At 63.7% G+C, this 14,871-nt stretch carries 13 protein-coding genes; 6 read left to right on the forward strand and 7 right to left on the reverse strand.

Features of this window, described 5'->3' with window-relative positions; translation table 11 throughout:
- Positions 1-1,223 precede the first annotated feature (1,223 nt).
- The 7 genes from K1T73_RS06250 to K1T73_RS06280 form a co-directional block, all read right to left on the reverse strand.
- On the reverse strand, positions 1,224-3,818 hold the full coding sequence (locus tag K1T73_RS06250; protein ID WP_220603099.1) for a DEAD/DEAH box helicase: 2,595 nt from the start codon (positions 3,816-3,818) through the stop codon (positions 1,224-1,226).
- Between the two features lie 3 nt (positions 3,819-3,821).
- Positions 3,822-5,957: a site-specific DNA-methyltransferase gene (locus tag K1T73_RS06255; RefSeq protein ID WP_220603100.1), complete on the reverse strand. Its 2,136-nt coding sequence runs from the start codon at positions 5,955-5,957 to the stop codon at positions 3,822-3,824.
- Positions 5,958-6,295: 338 nt separating this feature from the next.
- Positions 6,296-7,063, reverse strand: coding sequence for a hypothetical protein (locus tag K1T73_RS06260; RefSeq protein WP_259400462.1), 768 nt, complete (start codon positions 7,061-7,063; stop codon positions 6,296-6,298).
- Positions 7,002-7,517, reverse strand: a complete 516-nt coding sequence (locus K1T73_RS06265) for a DUF488 family protein (RefSeq protein WP_113290778.1) — start codon at positions 7,515-7,517, stop codon at positions 7,002-7,004. Before K1T73_RS06265 ends, K1T73_RS06260 begins: the two co-directional genes overlap by 62 nt.
- A gap of 56 nt (positions 7,518-7,573) precedes the next feature.
- Complete coding sequence (locus tag K1T73_RS06270) at positions 7,574-7,984, reverse strand: hypothetical protein (RefSeq protein WP_220603101.1); 411 nt, start codon at positions 7,982-7,984, stop codon at positions 7,574-7,576.
- Positions 7,981-9,291, reverse strand: coding sequence for a recombinase family protein (locus tag K1T73_RS06275; RefSeq protein WP_220603102.1), 1,311 nt, complete (start codon positions 9,289-9,291; stop codon positions 7,981-7,983). The genes K1T73_RS06270 and K1T73_RS06275 overlap by 4 nt, the downstream gene beginning before the upstream one ends.
- Entirely contained in the window at positions 9,288-9,740 is a 453-nt protein-coding gene (locus tag K1T73_RS06280) for a DUF2924 domain-containing protein (RefSeq protein ID WP_220603103.1), read from the reverse strand. The genes K1T73_RS06275 and K1T73_RS06280 overlap by 4 nt, the downstream gene beginning before the upstream one ends.
- 482 nt (positions 9,741-10,222) lie before the next feature.
- Between K1T73_RS06280 and K1T73_RS06285 the strand changes: the two genes are divergently transcribed.
- The 6 genes from K1T73_RS06285 (at position 10,223) to K1T73_RS06310 (ending at position 14,866) form a co-directional block, all read left to right on the forward strand.
- Positions 10,223-11,461: a hypothetical protein gene (locus K1T73_RS06285; RefSeq protein WP_220603104.1), complete on the forward strand. Its 1,239-nt coding sequence runs from the start codon at positions 10,223-10,225 to the stop codon at positions 11,459-11,461.
- Positions 11,409-12,404 carry a hypothetical protein gene (locus K1T73_RS06290; protein WP_220603105.1) on the forward strand — a complete coding sequence of 332 codons (996 nt, stop codon included), beginning with the start codon at positions 11,409-11,411 and terminating at the stop codon, positions 12,402-12,404. Before K1T73_RS06285 ends, K1T73_RS06290 begins: the two co-directional genes overlap by 53 nt.
- Before the next feature lie 117 nt (positions 12,405-12,521).
- Positions 12,522-13,115, forward strand: coding sequence for a hypothetical protein (locus tag K1T73_RS06295; RefSeq protein WP_220603106.1), 594 nt, complete (start codon positions 12,522-12,524; stop codon positions 13,113-13,115).
- A gap of 22 nt (positions 13,116-13,137) precedes the next feature.
- On the forward strand, positions 13,138-13,488 hold the full coding sequence (locus K1T73_RS06300; RefSeq protein ID WP_220603107.1) for a hypothetical protein: 351 nt from the start codon (positions 13,138-13,140) through the stop codon (positions 13,486-13,488).
- Complete coding sequence (locus K1T73_RS06305) at positions 13,485-14,021, forward strand: hypothetical protein (RefSeq protein ID WP_259400463.1); 537 nt, start codon at positions 13,485-13,487, stop codon at positions 14,019-14,021. The genes K1T73_RS06300 and K1T73_RS06305 overlap by 4 nt, the downstream gene beginning before the upstream one ends.
- Entirely contained in the window at positions 14,018-14,866 is an 849-nt protein-coding gene (locus tag K1T73_RS06310) for an ATP-binding protein (RefSeq protein WP_220603108.1), read from the forward strand. The genes K1T73_RS06305 and K1T73_RS06310 overlap by 4 nt, the downstream gene beginning before the upstream one ends.
- Positions 14,867-14,871: the final 5 nt, after the last annotated feature.

Genomic DNA, 14,871 nt, shown 5'->3' on the forward strand with positions numbered 1-14,871 from the left:
GGTTCAAAAGCCGAACAGCGTAGGTTTGCAGGGTTGAGCGGCTCGCCCCCTGCGCCGTGACCGTAAAGCAAACAAACGGCAACCTCGGAGTGTCAGCAAGCGCGCTTAGACGGGACGGCAAGATTTATTGGCCAAGTTATCAAAGGCGTCATCATGCCAATAGCGGCAAGGTCCAGCAGACTCCCCTTGCATGGGCATAGGTGCTGGCGGGTCGGCCGGTTTCCGGAGGAAGCTGAAATTTCCGAGCTGCATTGGCAGCGTAACATTGATCGCGCATGGTCCCTCAGGTGACCTCTTAGCGCGCGGGCGTTCGCGAACGATGCACGCGACCGATCAGAGCACAGGATTATCTTGAGTTGCATGTGACAACCCGCTTCGCCACAGCGCCAGGCTGTCTTGCAGCGCCATGGAGAGAGCAGGTAGGCCCACCGCGGAAAATGCCCGCTCAACGGTCAAAACAACCAGCCCTGTACTTCATGTCACTCAGTGGGGATAGGACTAAGCCGCTCCATGGCAGCGGCGTCCTTGGGTATCGTTGGTCCGTCAATTCAGTTATTCTATGTGGCCGGGCTTTTTGGGCTGACAGTCGTGCTCTTCCCACCGCCAGCCAAGAGTTCCCATGGGTTCAGGATGGTCAGACCGGTGAAGCGCCTCGCTGACACGGCGCCAGAGTGAGTGAGCTCGTTGCCGGCATTCCAAGAGAATACTGGAAATATCGGCAGGCTGCGCCCGCGAAGTGAGAGCAGCCTGTCCGATCATTGCCCGCGCGGATTGTGGGGAGGGCCTGACTTCCAACCGCGGTACGCGAAGAACATGCCGCTGCTACCGCCGCGTGCCGCCAGAGATCATCCTACGAGCCTTTTCCTGCCATGATCCCGGCGGCAAGAACCTTCAGTTCATCAAAAAATGTGTTCAAACTTTCTCCCGTCCGCTCCGCCACTTGCCCCCGCGAAAGCGTTCTCTCCGTCCGGCTGCGGCTGGATTTTTCCGTTATATTCAAGGGTTATGCGGGAGGGGCTCTTAACCGGCAGAGCCCAAGAGCGCCGGGTCTGGCGTCTCTATTTTCCCGGTTTCTCCCGACCTCTTAACCGCGCCCCGGCGGTTAAGAGCCCCAAGCATCTGATTTTGCGGCGTATTCCCGCAGCCGCGGGATCGGCTGGTTCGAATGGGCCGTCTCTCTGCGTTCGCGACCGACAACGAACCCGTGGGCTCATCCCGTGGGCTCATACGGTGTAGTCATCCGCGACGGCACTCTCGTATAGCGCCTTGACGGACGTCGCGCTTTCCACGGCGGCTCGCACCGCCTCTTCCTTAAGATCCAGAACGCGAAAACTCTCGCCCACCTTCGCGACCGCATCTATCCGGCGGAAGGTTTCGCCGTATGTCGCAGCGTACTTCGCAAGCCCCTTCAGCTTCGGGATCGAGTCACCGAACTGTGTCCCGTGCGGGTCGACGATGTCGGCGGCAATGGACCCATCTGCCAGCTCCGCGAAGAAGATAAAGTCCGGCCGCACGATCTTGACGTCTCCGCCGTCCTCGTAAGTCACGCCGAGGGAGTCCTGGCTGGACCGAGACGGATTCCGATACCAGGCGATTGTTCCCGCGCGCTTCAGCTCTGCGGACACAACGTCTCCTTCCCACGAGTTAAAATCCTCCGGGAACATGCCGTCTGCGGCGCACAAAAGGTGCCGTTCGAAGCGTGGCAGCGGGGTCTCCGAGCCATCCGCTTCTCGCACGGTAGTGGGCTGCATCCACGAAGTTGGTTTGGCCAGATCGACATCCAGAGGATGAGCGCTCATCTCACGGATCTGGCGATAGACCTCCTGGCGCTCGTCCGAGAGGCTCTTGATCTCGATCCGTTGCTTCGTGAGCCACTTGTTTGCGAGGCTCTCTGCCTCTAACTCTAGGTACTCCTTCACTTCCGGTACCAACCCGAGCGCCGCTACCGTGACGCGCGCCTCGATCAACGCGGCTTCAAGGTCGTCATCGTGGCCCTCTGCCTTCGCGAGAGCTTCACTGTAGGACGTTGCAAGATCCGGACTAATTGTGCGCCCTGCACGGCGGTATGCATCATCGATCACCGCGAAATCCGCAGCCTCGAGGAAGTCGTCGAACGACATCTCTCGTGTCTCCAGATCGGTCTTGAGGCTCTTGCCTTCGACCGTCAGGACCGTCTTGCGCGCCTTCGCGATCTCCGACTTGTATCGCTCTCGCGCGGCGTTCAGCACCTTGTGCATCTCGGCGTGGGCCTTCTTGCCGGCTCCCGGCAGGAGCCCGTCAGCAGCGAGTTCGTGGGCCAGCGAGGTCAGGCGTTTCACGGGCTTGGCCTGGCGCTTCGGCAGCGACTGCGACGGGAGAGAGAGCAGCTTGCCCCAGACCGCCTCCGGAATGGCCGGATTCGGCTTCATTTCGTCGGGATTTACTAGCACGCGCCGGCCGGGAAGCTCTTCGCCCCCGTCGCCGCCGGACATCAGCGCCTTGGCTACATCCTTCACCGATTGCGCGTCGAAGAACGGCAAGAGGCAGTCAACGGCGTTGAGCCGCTCGTTACCAGGGATCCTCCTCGCAAGCGGCGTACGGACCATCCGGCCGAGAAGCTGCGTGATGTGCGTTCTGTCCTTCGCGGGACGGAACGACACCATCACCTCAGCCCTCGGGCAGTCCCAGCCGGTGCTGATTGCGTCCTTGGCGATCAGAACGCGCACCCAGGTCGACTCCTGAACGCGCTCCGGCGAGATGTAGGGAATCGAGTGGCTGCCGAAGGTCTGGGTCGTGTGGTCCCCGAAAACATGGGCCACCGCGTCGTCGCCGAGCTCGGGCCAGCGCTCGTAGATCGTATCGAGAGCGCGCCCAATGTCATCGGGGTCTGGCGAGTTCGGCACCTGCAGGACCATGAGCGGCGCCACGGTGTCCGCGTCATCCTGCTGCTTTGCGTACTCCTCCCAGGCGGCCGTGATCTCTTTCAGCTTGTCGGTGCCGCGCCGGACCAGCACGGTATCGAACTGGCCGACCTCATTGGGCACGTCGAGGATGATCGTGTCCTTCAGCAGGCCCGAGGCCTGCACCTTGCCGGAATCGACCACCACGTTGGGAAGAGTGGCCCGGCTTTGCATGTCGGCCATGGCGGCGTTGAAGCGTTCGACCGTCGCCGAGATGCCGAGGACGATCGGGATACCGGGCACCGAGCCGGACCCGTTGATCAGTCGCTTCACGATGGTTGGCTTCTCGCCGCCGCCATTCCCGCCCGAGGCCTTCATCCCGCGGTGTGCCTCGTCGAGGACGAGGTAGAGGGTCAGATCGGGATCCTCGATCGTGTTCTGGATCGTGTCCCAGATCGTGAAGGCGCGCATGTCGGGCATGACGGTCTGGCGGCCGTCCGTCTCGACGCCCGGGTCGTCAGGGTCGTGGCCGCGCACCAGCAGGCTCGACTTGCTCAGCTTTTGCGTGTTCAGGAAATAGACCTTCCCAGCCTCAAGCTTCTCGCGGTTGAAGGTGTTCTGCACGATCACAAGATCCGACAGCGTCAGACGGTCGGATGCCTCACGCAGACGGAAATGCGACTGGGCGTTCAGCGCAGGGTCGTCGCTGAACCAGATCACGACCGCGCCGGGATCGGGCTCGAAGTCGAAGTTGTCATCGCCGTGGAACAGTGCCTCGAACACGGCCGCGGCCATGACGGTCTTGCCGGCGCCGGTAGTCGCGGTGAGCGAGAAGGCGTGCCGATCCCCATCCTCGTGCCAGCGCTTAGCGGCCTTGCGGAGGTTGGTGAGCACGTCCTTGACGGCATCTTCCTGGTAATCTTTGAGCGTGAACTTCATGGGTTAGCGGCCCATCGAAAAGCGGAAATTGGAAAGGTACGACTCGTAGAGCCGGATCGGCTCGACCGAGTCGGGCAGCCTGCGCGCGACGGATTGAAAGCGTCGGTCGTCGTCTGTGACGATATAGGCGATGCGCAGCCCGTCGCAGGCATCGACTGCGTCGCAGAACTCCGCCGAGCGGTCCAGGTCGACCAACAGCCCATACGTGTCGGCGACGGCCCAGCCCTCCTCCGGCAGTGCATCGATCCGGCGTCCCTCGGCGCCCGCGCGTATCCAGAGGAGCGGCGCGATGCGCTGGAAGGCGAGGTTGTGATGCACCGCGACCGGCGTCTCGTAGGTCAGCGTGAAGAACTCGGCGTTCTCTTCGAAGCCCTTGGCCATCGGGAACTCGTCCGTGAACTTGTAGTCGCCGTCGATGTCGTCGCCTTCGGGCGTCTTGCCTGTGATCGCGGCTCTGATCCGGGGCTTCGTGATGTAGTCGCAGATGCCCCACTTCTCCCAATCGGGATCGCCGGGACGAAGGCCTGACTTCCGGAGCGCGGCCTGCTCGTCAGCTGCGACCTCGTTGTTGGTGACCGAGATGCACTGGCGTCTGCCGCCGTCTTGTCGATTGAGGCGCATGACGGCGTGAGCGGTTGTTCCAGAGCCAGCGAAAAAATCGAGAATAACGGAGTCAGGCTTCGACTTAATGAAGAATCGAAGCACATCCTCGATTGCATAAAGACTCTTTGGGAACGGGAATTTTCGACGCGGAATGAGCTTGATCAGAAGACGGCTACCGTATTGCGTCGCATCATGAGATGGAATGCGCCACTGGGTCGATGGTATAGCAAGAACCTCTCCATCCATCGTTTCATTCTCAGCAAGCTGAATGGAGCCATCTTGACCAATTCCAAGGGTCTCATATTCGCCGCTCTGCACCTTCTTCCATTCGCCGGGCTTCAAATAATAAACAGTAAAGCCTTTTTCTTCGCTGCCACCAATTCTTACGCGCCCCTCAGCTAAGTAAGACTTTAGAGTTGCTGGGGAAACCTGCCAGCGCCCCTCCGTCTCATCTTTCCGAATTGGCAATATGGCAACCGAACTGGGCGGCCCCTCGGGAGCATCGGACACACCTTCCGGGAGTGGATCACCTATCTGAGTGATCCGGTTCGTCGCCACATCCACGTAAATCGGATAAAAGCCGCCTGGTGAGTCTTTGCGTTGGGCCGCTGTTCCAGAACGGCGCAGCAAGTCCCATCGCGCCTTACCAGTGTGGGTGCGCCCCTTTGCGCTCACCCAATCCCGACCAAGTGGAAGGCGCTCTGGAGCCGCATCACCGATCATGACAACAAATACGTACTCGTCAATCCGAGCGAAAGAACCAGTTCTTGCCTGTGCCGCCGGATTGATCGAGCTCGAGATCATCTGTATTCGCGCCTCTGGAAAAAGCTGCTCAAGTAGCATTCCAAGTCGCAGGCACTCTTTTTCGTCAATGGTAACAAGTAGGACTGAGCTGTCTGGACTGAGAAGCGCGCCAGCAACTCGAAGGCGGCGCTCCATAAATGCCAACCACTTCGAGTGGCGATATAGATCTTCGCCTTCAACATAATCGTTGTTGTATTTCCAGTCTCGAGCACCCGTGTTGTAGGGCGGATCGATGTAAATCGCGTCGACCTTCCCGCGGTGCGTATAGGTCAGCGCCTCCAGAACATGGAAGTTCTCGCCGTTGATCACGGTGTGATACGGCTTGTCTCCACCGCGCTCGACCTTCCCTGTGCTGACCAGCCCCGGATAGATGTAGTCGCGGAACTCCGCGACGACGACGAGGTCGTCGGTCGCGACATCGGCCGTCTCGGGCTCGGCGGCGTCGATCAGCGAGACATGCGCCATGCGCTTGCCGTTGGCTTCGTCGATGCGGAGCACCTTCCAAAGCCGCGGGTCGCCCTTGGCCGTGGACCCGCGCGGCGGCAGGATGCGCACCTTGTCCCCCCGGCGGATCGGCCGCCCTGGCAGCTCCACGCTCTCGGGCCGGTGACGCTCGAAGTTGAGACCGAAGGCACGCCGTGACGCCAGCGCTTTGAATTCACGCTCCAGCTCGTCTCCGAGAGCTCGATCCTTCGCCTTCGCCCGTGCGATCAGATCCGTCAGTCGCGACACGCTGAAACCTCTTCTATCTCAATACTTGCTGACCAGGATGCCCGCCTTGCGCCCGGACGCCAACCGGTCCGTCGCGTCGAGCCGCGCGGAGACGCTTGGGCTGGTTGGCCCAAGATCGGACGAGGCTGGAGGGGTCGCGCGCATGGCGGTCATCGTGGTCGCTCTCACTTCACAGCAGGCGGCGGCATTGCCGGACGCCCCGGATTTGAGCTGACATTCCCGCCGTTTACGCCTGCAGACTAAGCCGCGCCGGCCTCCTTCCGCAAGTCGAATGGCCAGACGAAGCCGCTCCGGAACCGATGACGTCGCGCATTTCATCCTCGCTCGGCGTCTCACGGCTACAGGGGAAGCGCGTCCTGGCCCGTGTCGTCCACCCGCAGAACCCCCAGCAGCTGCCAGGTCTTTGGGTGTTTGGCCTTGTTCCCGACGCAGAAGAGCATGCCCTTCTTTGGGTATTCATCGTTGAAAGTCGTGCTCATCCACTCAAGCGCCGCGCGCTCTGACCCCTCGCGACGTTTTCCAAAGAAGAACATGGCATGGGCTTCCCAATCGCCGTTCGCGTAATCGTGCGGCCCAGTGCCGTCCTCGAAACTGAACCGGAACTCGTAGGGGCTTGGCTCCAGCGCCTTTAGTTCTTCGTCGAAAAAATCGCCCTGGCTTGCGGCCTGCCGATAAGTCTCGCGCTCCGCCTCAATCTGTTCGGGCGATTTCGCCTTATAGTAGAAGCGTGTGTTTCTTGGTCGGATCAACGCCAAGGACCTACCGGCTTCCGCAGCTTCCGCCACGGACTTCGAGACAAGCGGGTTAAGGAAGGCGGCTCGATCTTTGCGCGGCATGCGCCCATCCCGCTTGATCGACTCTTCGGCGACATGACAGCTTTCGCCACGATTGTCTCGTGTCGGTCTGCGGTACTTGAAATCCACCCAATCCCAACGCTTGAAGGCGGACTCATCGGAAAGGTGGCGGAATCGCACAGGATAAAGCCGCTTGAACGCGCCTCGGGCAGTCACCCCGGCGCAGCAGACCGTTTCCCCGTGAGCGGTACTACGCTGCGGTAGCGCCTTCACCAGAATGGAAACGCGGCAGTTTTGCAGCGTTACGGACATAGCGATCAGGATCGTCAGCGAACAGATTGAAAATGTCGAATCCAACCTCTTCCGAGATCTCGCGTGCGACAATCGTCCTGTGGCACGTTTCGGGATCTCGCTCGAAGCAAAGGAGGCAGGTCGGTGCCGCCTGCACCGTGTCGGTGAGGTCGCGCAAAGCGTCCTGCGCTGGCTCGGTCTGCATGTGGGTACCATAGATCGACCGGAACAGATCGAACTCCCCGGCACGCGCTGCATCCCGACCTGGTTTGGGGTCTCCGAGGGAAACGAAATGGAAATACTCGATGCCCTCTTCGGCTAGGCGCGCCGCCAGCTTCTTCTTCGAGAACCCCGCCTTGCGGGAGACGGGTACCGCACGAACATCAGCCAACTGCCGTACACCGGCCGCCTTCAGCGTTCTGACGAACCGATCAATATCGGTGCCCTCGTAGCCAACTGTGAAGAGTACGCTCATGCCTGCCTCGTTTTTCCTACCGTAACACGGGGACTCCGGCTCGTGAATCCCTTGATTCACTTGGGATTGTCGCAGTGGCCATCGGATGACAACACCTCCCTCTGCTCTGACCAGCCGGTCGGCAATGGCTTGCGCAGCATCTCGAGCGACAGGTTGCTGGGCTGACGCCCATCAAGGATCGCCTCCACCAGATCCGGGGCGAGAAACGCCAGCCGCAGTGTACGGGTCAGGTACGGCGCAGCGATGCGCTCATGTTCAGCGAGATCGGCGATGGTTGCGAAGTCGCCCGAGTCCAGCATGCGCTTCCAGCGGAACGCCCGCGCCAGCGCCTTGACCAGCGTGTTGTCGGTCCGCCGCGATGGCGTGGCGCCCTCCGGCATCTGCATCTCCTTCTTCCCGCCGCGCTTCACGATGCGGAACGGGACATGGAGCGTCACAGTCTCCGGGATCGGCGTCGCGCGGCTCATGCAGCAGCGCCCATGTCACCGGCCAGCATCTCGCGTGCGAGGCCCGCGAGGCCGTCCACGCGCAGCCGGACGTTCAGTCCATCCGTGCCGATGTCGACGCGCTCGACCAGCAGCGTCACGATACGCGCCTGCTCGGCAGGGAAGAGTTCGTCCCACAGCGGATCGAGCCGCTGCAGGGCCGTGCGCGCATCGGCCTCGGTGATATCGTCGGCATGGGCGCGTGCCGCCTTCCACGTCCCCGCGACGACTTCGGGCTGGCGGAAGACGGCACGCAGCTGGTCGATCACGGCGCCCTCGATCTCGCCCGCAGGCACGCGGCCGACCGGACACGACCCGGCGCCATGCTTCAGCACGGTCTGGCTGACGTAGTAGCGGTAGAGCTTGTCGCCCTTTCGGGTGTGGGTCGGCGAGAAGGCGGCGCCATCGGGACCGAACAGCAGTCCCTTCAGCAGCGCGGGTGTCTCGGCGCGGGTGTGCGCGGCGCGCTTGCGGGGGCTTTCCTGCAGGATGGCGTGAACGCGGTCCCAAGTCTCGCGGTCGATGATGGCGTCGTGCTCGCCGGGGTAGCACTCGCCCTTGTGGACTGCCTCGCCGATATAGGCGCGGTTGTTGAGCATCCGGTACAGATACTTCTTGTCGATCCGGTTGCCGCGCGGCGTGCGGATGCCGCGCTTCGCGACCTCGCGTGCCAGTTCTGTCCCGGATCCGATCTCGAGGAAGCGGGCGAAGATCCAGCGGACATGAGCGGCGTTGCCTTCGTCGACCACCAGCTTCCGGTTCTCGACCCGGTAGCCGTAGGGCGGCACCCCGCCCATCCACATGCCCTTCCTGCGGCTGGCGGCGACCTTGTCGCGGATGCGCTCGGCGGTCACCTCGCGCTCGAACTGGGCGAAGGACAGCAGGATGTTCAGCGTCAGCCGGCCCATCGACGTGGTCGTGTTGAAGCTCTGCGTCACCGAGACGAAGGTCACGCCGTTCCGGTCGAACACCTCGACCAGCTTGGCGAAGTCGGCGAGCGAGCGGCTGAGGCGGTCGATCTTGTAGACCACCACCACATCGACCAGCCCGTCCTCGATGTCCTCCAGCAGCCGTTGCAGGCCGGGCCGGTCGAGCGTGCCGCCCGAGATGCCGCCGTCGTCGTACTGATCGCGGACGAGCACCCAGCCCTCGGAGCGCTGGCTGGCGATGTAGGCCCCGCAGGCCTCCCGCTGGGCGTGGAGCGAGTTGAACTCCTGCTCAAGCCCTTCCTCGGAAGACTTGCGCGTGTAGATCGCGCAGCGCTGCTTGCGTACGATGGGCTTGGTCATGTCCGCGCCCTCCGGTTCTTCAGCCCGAAGAACACCCAGCCATTCCAGCGTGTGCCGGTGATGGCGCGGGCGATGGCCGAGAGCGACTTGTAAGGCCGCCCCTGCCACTCGAAGCCGTCCGCGGTGACGGTGACGACGTGCTCGACGCCGTGCCACTCGCGGATCAGCCGAGTGCCGGCGATGGGCATTGTGTCGGCGCGGAGGCGGCTGTTCTTGCGATCGCCGCCGTCGAGTTCCTCGCCCAGCCGTTCCAGCCGCCGGATCGTCTCCGGCTTCAGCCCGCCATAGGCCAGTTCCTGGATGCGGTACGCCAGCCGGGATTCGAGGTAGCGTCGGTTGAACGGGGGCGGCTCGCTGTCGAACAGGTCGCGCCACTGCTGTTTCAGGTCGGGCGTCGGCGTGGTCTTCAGCGCGGCGAGGCGCGCGGGGATGGGATCGTGATTGGTCATGCGGTTCTCCGGTGAGTTGGAGTTGCATGACGGCATTGGTCGGCCGGAGAGTGTAGGCGAATTTCTCCAGTACCGTCAGAAGGTTCACCCCGTTCCCGCAGCCGTAACCGGACCAGCCCGAGCGCCAGAAGACCGCACAGTTCGGCGCGGCGTTCGGCGGGGGTCATCTGGTCGGGCGGCAGGGGATTCGGGCGTTTCATGAAGGGCTAGTCCGTGAGGTCTCGCCCTTCTCCTACTCACCGCATTCGCGAACCGTCCCACGGGGCCCGGACAGGCACGGGCGGAGCTGCCATGGACTCGACTCCCGGTTGTCTGGTCGGGTAGAACATAATCGGAACACACGTCGCGTTCGCGCGATGAATCGGTAGCATCGCTTCGGCCGATTTCGGCAGCGCATCATTTCGCGCAAAATGAAGCGGGTAGCCGGAACGCGGTCGGGTTTTCGCCTGTCCGCGAGAGTTTCAGGGCCGAAAGGAGATCATATGCCGAAGAGGATCAGAAATTTCGTCGATCGCGCTTTTTCGAGAACCGTGGATATCGAATTGCTCCACCGTCTGCTGAGTCCCTATCTCGGGCAGATCGATTTCGATTGGGATGACCTTCCCGAAGATGACAAGAAACGGCGCGAGGCGATCTTCAATCTCTTCGCGAGAGCGGACACGCGGTTTCCGGCCAAGTTGCAGTTCGCCCTCTACAACATCTCCACACTGTCAACGGACGCCGGCGCCAGGATCATCCAGGAGATCGCCACGGAGGCCGGCGTCGACGTCCTTGCGCCCCATCGTGTCGAAGGCGGCGACGACGACCTGCGGTTCACCCCTCGCTTCATTGCGCTGGTTACTTGGCTGGATCACGGGGCCATCTTCGACCGGGCGCTCAGCGCCGCGGCGTTCCTCGCGCATTCCTCCAAGCTCGAGCGCGATGCCGACCGTGAGGATGTGGAGCCGCGGCATCACGAGGCCGGTGTCCAGAGCGACTTCACAGAGGCGGTGCGGCGGCATTTCGCGAGCCGCTATAACGGCCACTATTGCGACGTGCGGTGGTTCGAGGAGGAAGATCTGCTGCGCGTCCTGATCCTGCACGGCTCCAAACCGGAGACGAAGAACGTCGACCAGGAGGGAACCGAGGACACGCTGAAGTTCCGCGAAATCGTCCAGTCTACCATCGAGTATGATCCCCGACAGGGCTCCATCGCCGTCGGCTCGAAATCGGCCGCCGATGCCAAGAAGCTGGTCAAGCTGTTCGGAGAGCACGTCCTGGGAGACAAGGACATCTTCGAGGCTTCGGCGAAGGAGCAACTCTACACGCTCGAACCGCTGCAGAAGCTGGGCGCAGCGTTCAAGTTTCATTTCGACCCCGATGGCGACATCACGCATGTCGCCTTGCGCGAGGTGCGCGTCGACGAAGCCCAGATCACGACGACAGGGCGTCTGCGCCGCTCTCCGTGGTTCCTGACGCTTGGCGATTCCCAGAACGCCCTCAAGCGTTTGAGGGACGTCGCATCGGACCTCGACATCGCCGACCTGCGGATCGTGCATGCCAAGATCGATGTCACCATCGAGATGGACGACGCGGAGGTGGTGGTTCCTGTCACCATCCGGCCACCGCGCACCGTAAGCATGCGTGACCATTCCCACGAACGGCTCATTCTCGAGATGCTGGAAGACAATGACATTCGCAAACGCCGCAGAACTGGTCAGGCTGCTGCTGCAGCAGAGTGATCGTCATCCGATCGGTGCCATCGGCGCTGCCGACCTGAAGCTCTACGAGCCCGGTTTCGTCCGTTCGCTTCGCAACCGCGGGATCCTCGTGGAGCGGGAGGACCTGCGCGACGACGGCGCTGCGATCTTCCAGGTCGTCGACGATAGACTGCTCGTCGTCGATCCGGAGACAGGCGAATGCGAGCGCTACGAAGATGCGCTGGATGTCCAGACCTTGGACATCGACATCGCCGCGCTCTGCCGCGCGATCCGCGAGCAGTCGGGGCTCGGCGGGCCCGGCCCCACGGCGCTCTCGATACGGGTCTGGCGACTCGGCAGGCACGAGGGCCACAATCGCGCTGCAGAGGTCTGCCTCGTGCGGCGGCTGCGGGAGGACACTGCGCAGGAGATCGTGGATCACGTGCGCGGCGCCATCGAAAGTGAAGCCTCCGTCGCCCTCATCAGTCTCGGCAGTTGCGATCTGCCCACGGCAGTCGCCCGTCAGCTCGAGCCTCTGCGCATGACGGTGGCCCGTGCCGAGGACCTGCTTCGCGACGAACCAGATATTCCCTTCGCGCTCGATCTCGGGCGGATACGCGTGCCCACGGGACAGCACGCGCCGGACGCCCGTCTCCAGATCGATCGTATCGGTCGCCGTGTGGTCTTCGAGGGCATCGAGCTCGACGTCGAACCGCGGGACTTCGATGCGTTCGTCTTGCTCGCGGAGGAGGCCGTGGCTGCTGGCGGCTGGGTGCCAAAGGACAGCCTCGCGGCCACACTGCAGGCCAGCACGGGACGAGAGAGCAATCCCGAACAGGTCGACCGCTGCATGAACCGGCTACGCGATGCCTTCCGAAGGAACACGCGTCTGACCGCGGTTCCGGACAACGGGTTCATCGAGCGGAAGTCCAAGGTCGGCGCTCGTCTCACCCTCGCGCCGTCAGAGATCGCGTTCATAGCGTAGACCCGTTCTCCGGCACCGGGAGGTTTTCGGGAGGTTTTCAGGAGAAGTCCGAGAGATAAACGATTTCAGCATGTTGCACGGTCGGGTCGTGAACGGAAACGACCAGGATCGAACGACATGCACCCACCGATTTCCCCCTCCGACCTTGCCACGCTGATCGACGAGACAGACGTCGCGGCGCGGCGTCTGCACCGCAAGCTGGCGCTCCCCGTCGCCGATCTCGACGATCTCCGCCAGGACCTCCTGATCGATCTGATCTGCCGGCTGTCGGGCTTCGACAAGCGCCGCGGCACCATCGGCGCCTTCGCCAACATCGTGCTGCGCAACCAGTGCTCGCGCATCGCGATCCGGCACCACCGGCAGCGCCGGGCGCAGGGCGGCACGATGCTCTCCCTCGACGCCCCGGCGGCTGGCTCGGTCGAATCGCTGGGCTGCCTGCTGACGGAATCGGACGGGCTGGCCGCTTGGCACGGCCAGGACCGCAACACTCAGGCGGACATCCAGACCCGCGAAGCCGTGCAGTCCGCACTGGCGCGGTTGCCCGAGGCCGACCGCCGGTTCTGCTGCGCGCTGGCCCATCGGTCAGTGACGGCGCTGGCCGCCGAGGGCTTTGGCAGCCGCTCGGCGCTCTACCGGCGCCTCGCCGATCTCCGTCACGTCCTCACCGCCTACGGGCTCGGTCCCTCCTGGGACGATCTCGCTGCGGCGTGAGTAGAGGCGAAAGGAGGAGATCATGTTCATGGGCAACACCCCCTTCATCACCGTCCGCGCCAGCCGCGCGCTGACCGAGATCGAGTTCTGCGCGTGGGTGGCGCAGGCCGCGCCCGGCGACCGGCTCGAATACCATCGCGGTTTTCTCGTGCTCGACATCTTCCCGATGCTCGGCCGCCTCGCGGACCGCGAGCGGGAGGAGTTGTCGCGGCTCGGGTCGCGCGCCTTCTGGGCCGCCGAGCAGGGCCTCGTCCACCTCGTTCAGGAGCGCGTGGGCCCCGACCGCTTCGCCTACATCGCCGTCGCGCGCCCGAAGCCCAAGCACGCCGCCGCCTCGCTGTCGGCGCTGCTGCTCAAGGAGCAGGCGGCGTGACTTCCCGCATCCAGACCCCATTCGCCGATCACGGAGACCCGTTCATGCCCTGGCCGAACAACAGCCCCACGCCCGACGATCTGCCGGGCATCCATGATGCCGAACTCGCGCAGTTTCCCGTTGAACTGCTCGCCATCCTTCAGCGCGAGACCGAGGAGACGCTGAAGCGCGCCAAGGCGGCCAAGGCCCGGCTCGATGCCGCGCTGACCGTCCGCTACGCCACCCGCGCCGCGGAGGAACGGCAGGCTCGGTCCAAGGATACCGGCACGGTCCGCTTCGACGACGGCGATTTCACCGTGGTGGCCGATCTGCCGAAGCGGGTGGATTGGGACCAGCAGTGCCTCGGCGAGATCGTCGAGCGCATCCGCAGCTCCGGCGACGACCCTGCGCAGTATGTCGACATCGCCATCAAGGTGCCGGAGCGCAAATACGCCGCCTGGCCCGACAACATCCGGGCGGTGTTCGAGCCCGCGCGCACCGTGCGCACCGGCGCGCTGAAGGTGGAGCTTCTGCCGCAGGGAGGCGCGGCATGAGCCTCCGGATCGTCACCGCCGACGAGCGGCTGCGCGAGGCGCAGGGCAAGACCACCATGGCGCTGTTCGGCCCGAGCGGCGCCGGCAAGACCACGCTCCTGAAGACGCTGCCGGCCGAGGAAACCGTCTGCCTCGATCTCGAGGCCGGGCTGAAGTCGGTGCAGGACTGGCGCGGCGACAGCCTGCCGATCCGTCGCTTCGCCGACGCCGTGGACATCGCCTGCCTGATCGGCGGCGCGAACCCGGCGGCCCAGCCCGACGAGCATTTCTCGGAGGCGCACCACGCGCATCTGCGCGGACAGCACCCGGAACTCGCCGCGCGGCTCGACGCCAAGCGTATCGTGTTCGTCGACAGCATCACCGACCTGACGCGGCAGGCCATGGCTTGGGCCAAGACCCGGCCGGAGGCGATGTCGGAGCGCACCGGCAAGCCGGACACCCGCGGCGCCTACGGGCTGCTCGCTCGCGAGGTGATCGGGCTCCTGAAGCACCTCCAGCACGCGCCGGGCCGCACGGTGATCTTCGTCGGCATCCTCGAGCGGATCACCGACGAGATGAACCGGACGATCTGGCAGCCGCAGATGGAGGGCGGCAAGGCCGCGCGCGAGCTGCCCGGCATCGTCGATCAGGTGATGACCCTCGGCCTCTTCAGCCCCGAGACCGGCCCCGATGGCGCGGCCGCCTGGCGGCACGACCCCGAGAAGGGCGAGACACGCCGCCTCGTCTGCCGCTCCGGCAATCCCTGGGGCCTGCCCGCGAAGGATCGCTCCGGGCGCCTCGACCTGACCGAGCCGGCCGATCTCGGCGCTCTCCTCTCCAAGATCAACCACGCATCGAAAGGATGAACGAG

The sequence above is a fragment of the Roseovarius sp. SCSIO 43702 genome (genome assembly GCF_019599045.1).
Taxonomy (GTDB): domain Bacteria; phylum Pseudomonadota; class Alphaproteobacteria; order Rhodobacterales; family Rhodobacteraceae; genus Roseovarius.

Excerpts from the sequence above, each read along its gene's own strand:
- K1T73_RS06285 (WP_220603104.1), top strand. The coding sequence starts at position 10,223 with ATGCCGAAGAGGATCAGAAATTTCGTCGATCGCGCTTTTTCGAGAACC.
- K1T73_RS06295 (WP_220603106.1), top strand. The coding sequence starts at position 12,522 with ATGCACCCACCGATTTCCCCCTCCGACCTTGCCACGCTGATCGACGAG.
- K1T73_RS06265 (WP_113290778.1), bottom strand. The coding sequence starts at position 7,517 with ATGAGCGTACTCTTCACAGTTGGCTACGAGGGCACCGATATTGATCGG.
- K1T73_RS06270 (WP_220603101.1), bottom strand. The coding sequence starts at position 7,984 with ATGAGCCGCGCGACGCCGATCCCGGAGACTGTGACGCTCCATGTCCCG.
- K1T73_RS06250 (WP_220603099.1), bottom strand. The coding sequence starts at position 3,818 with ATGAAGTTCACGCTCAAAGATTACCAGGAAGATGCCGTCAAGGACGTG.
- K1T73_RS06275 (WP_220603102.1), bottom strand. The coding sequence starts at position 9,291 with ATGACCAAGCCCATCGTACGCAAGCAGCGCTGCGCGATCTACACGCGC.
- K1T73_RS06260 (WP_259400462.1), bottom strand. The coding sequence starts at position 7,063 with ATGTCCGTAACGCTGCAAAACTGCCGCGTTTCCATTCTGGTGAAGGCG.
- K1T73_RS06310 (WP_220603108.1), top strand. The coding sequence starts at position 14,018 with ATGAGCCTCCGGATCGTCACCGCCGACGAGCGGCTGCGCGAGGCGCAG.
- K1T73_RS06290 (WP_220603105.1), top strand. The coding sequence starts at position 11,409 with ATGACATTCGCAAACGCCGCAGAACTGGTCAGGCTGCTGCTGCAGCAG.
- K1T73_RS06280 (WP_220603103.1), bottom strand. The coding sequence starts at position 9,740 with ATGACCAATCACGATCCCATCCCCGCGCGCCTCGCCGCGCTGAAGACC.
- K1T73_RS06300 (WP_220603107.1), top strand. The coding sequence starts at position 13,138 with ATGTTCATGGGCAACACCCCCTTCATCACCGTCCGCGCCAGCCGCGCG.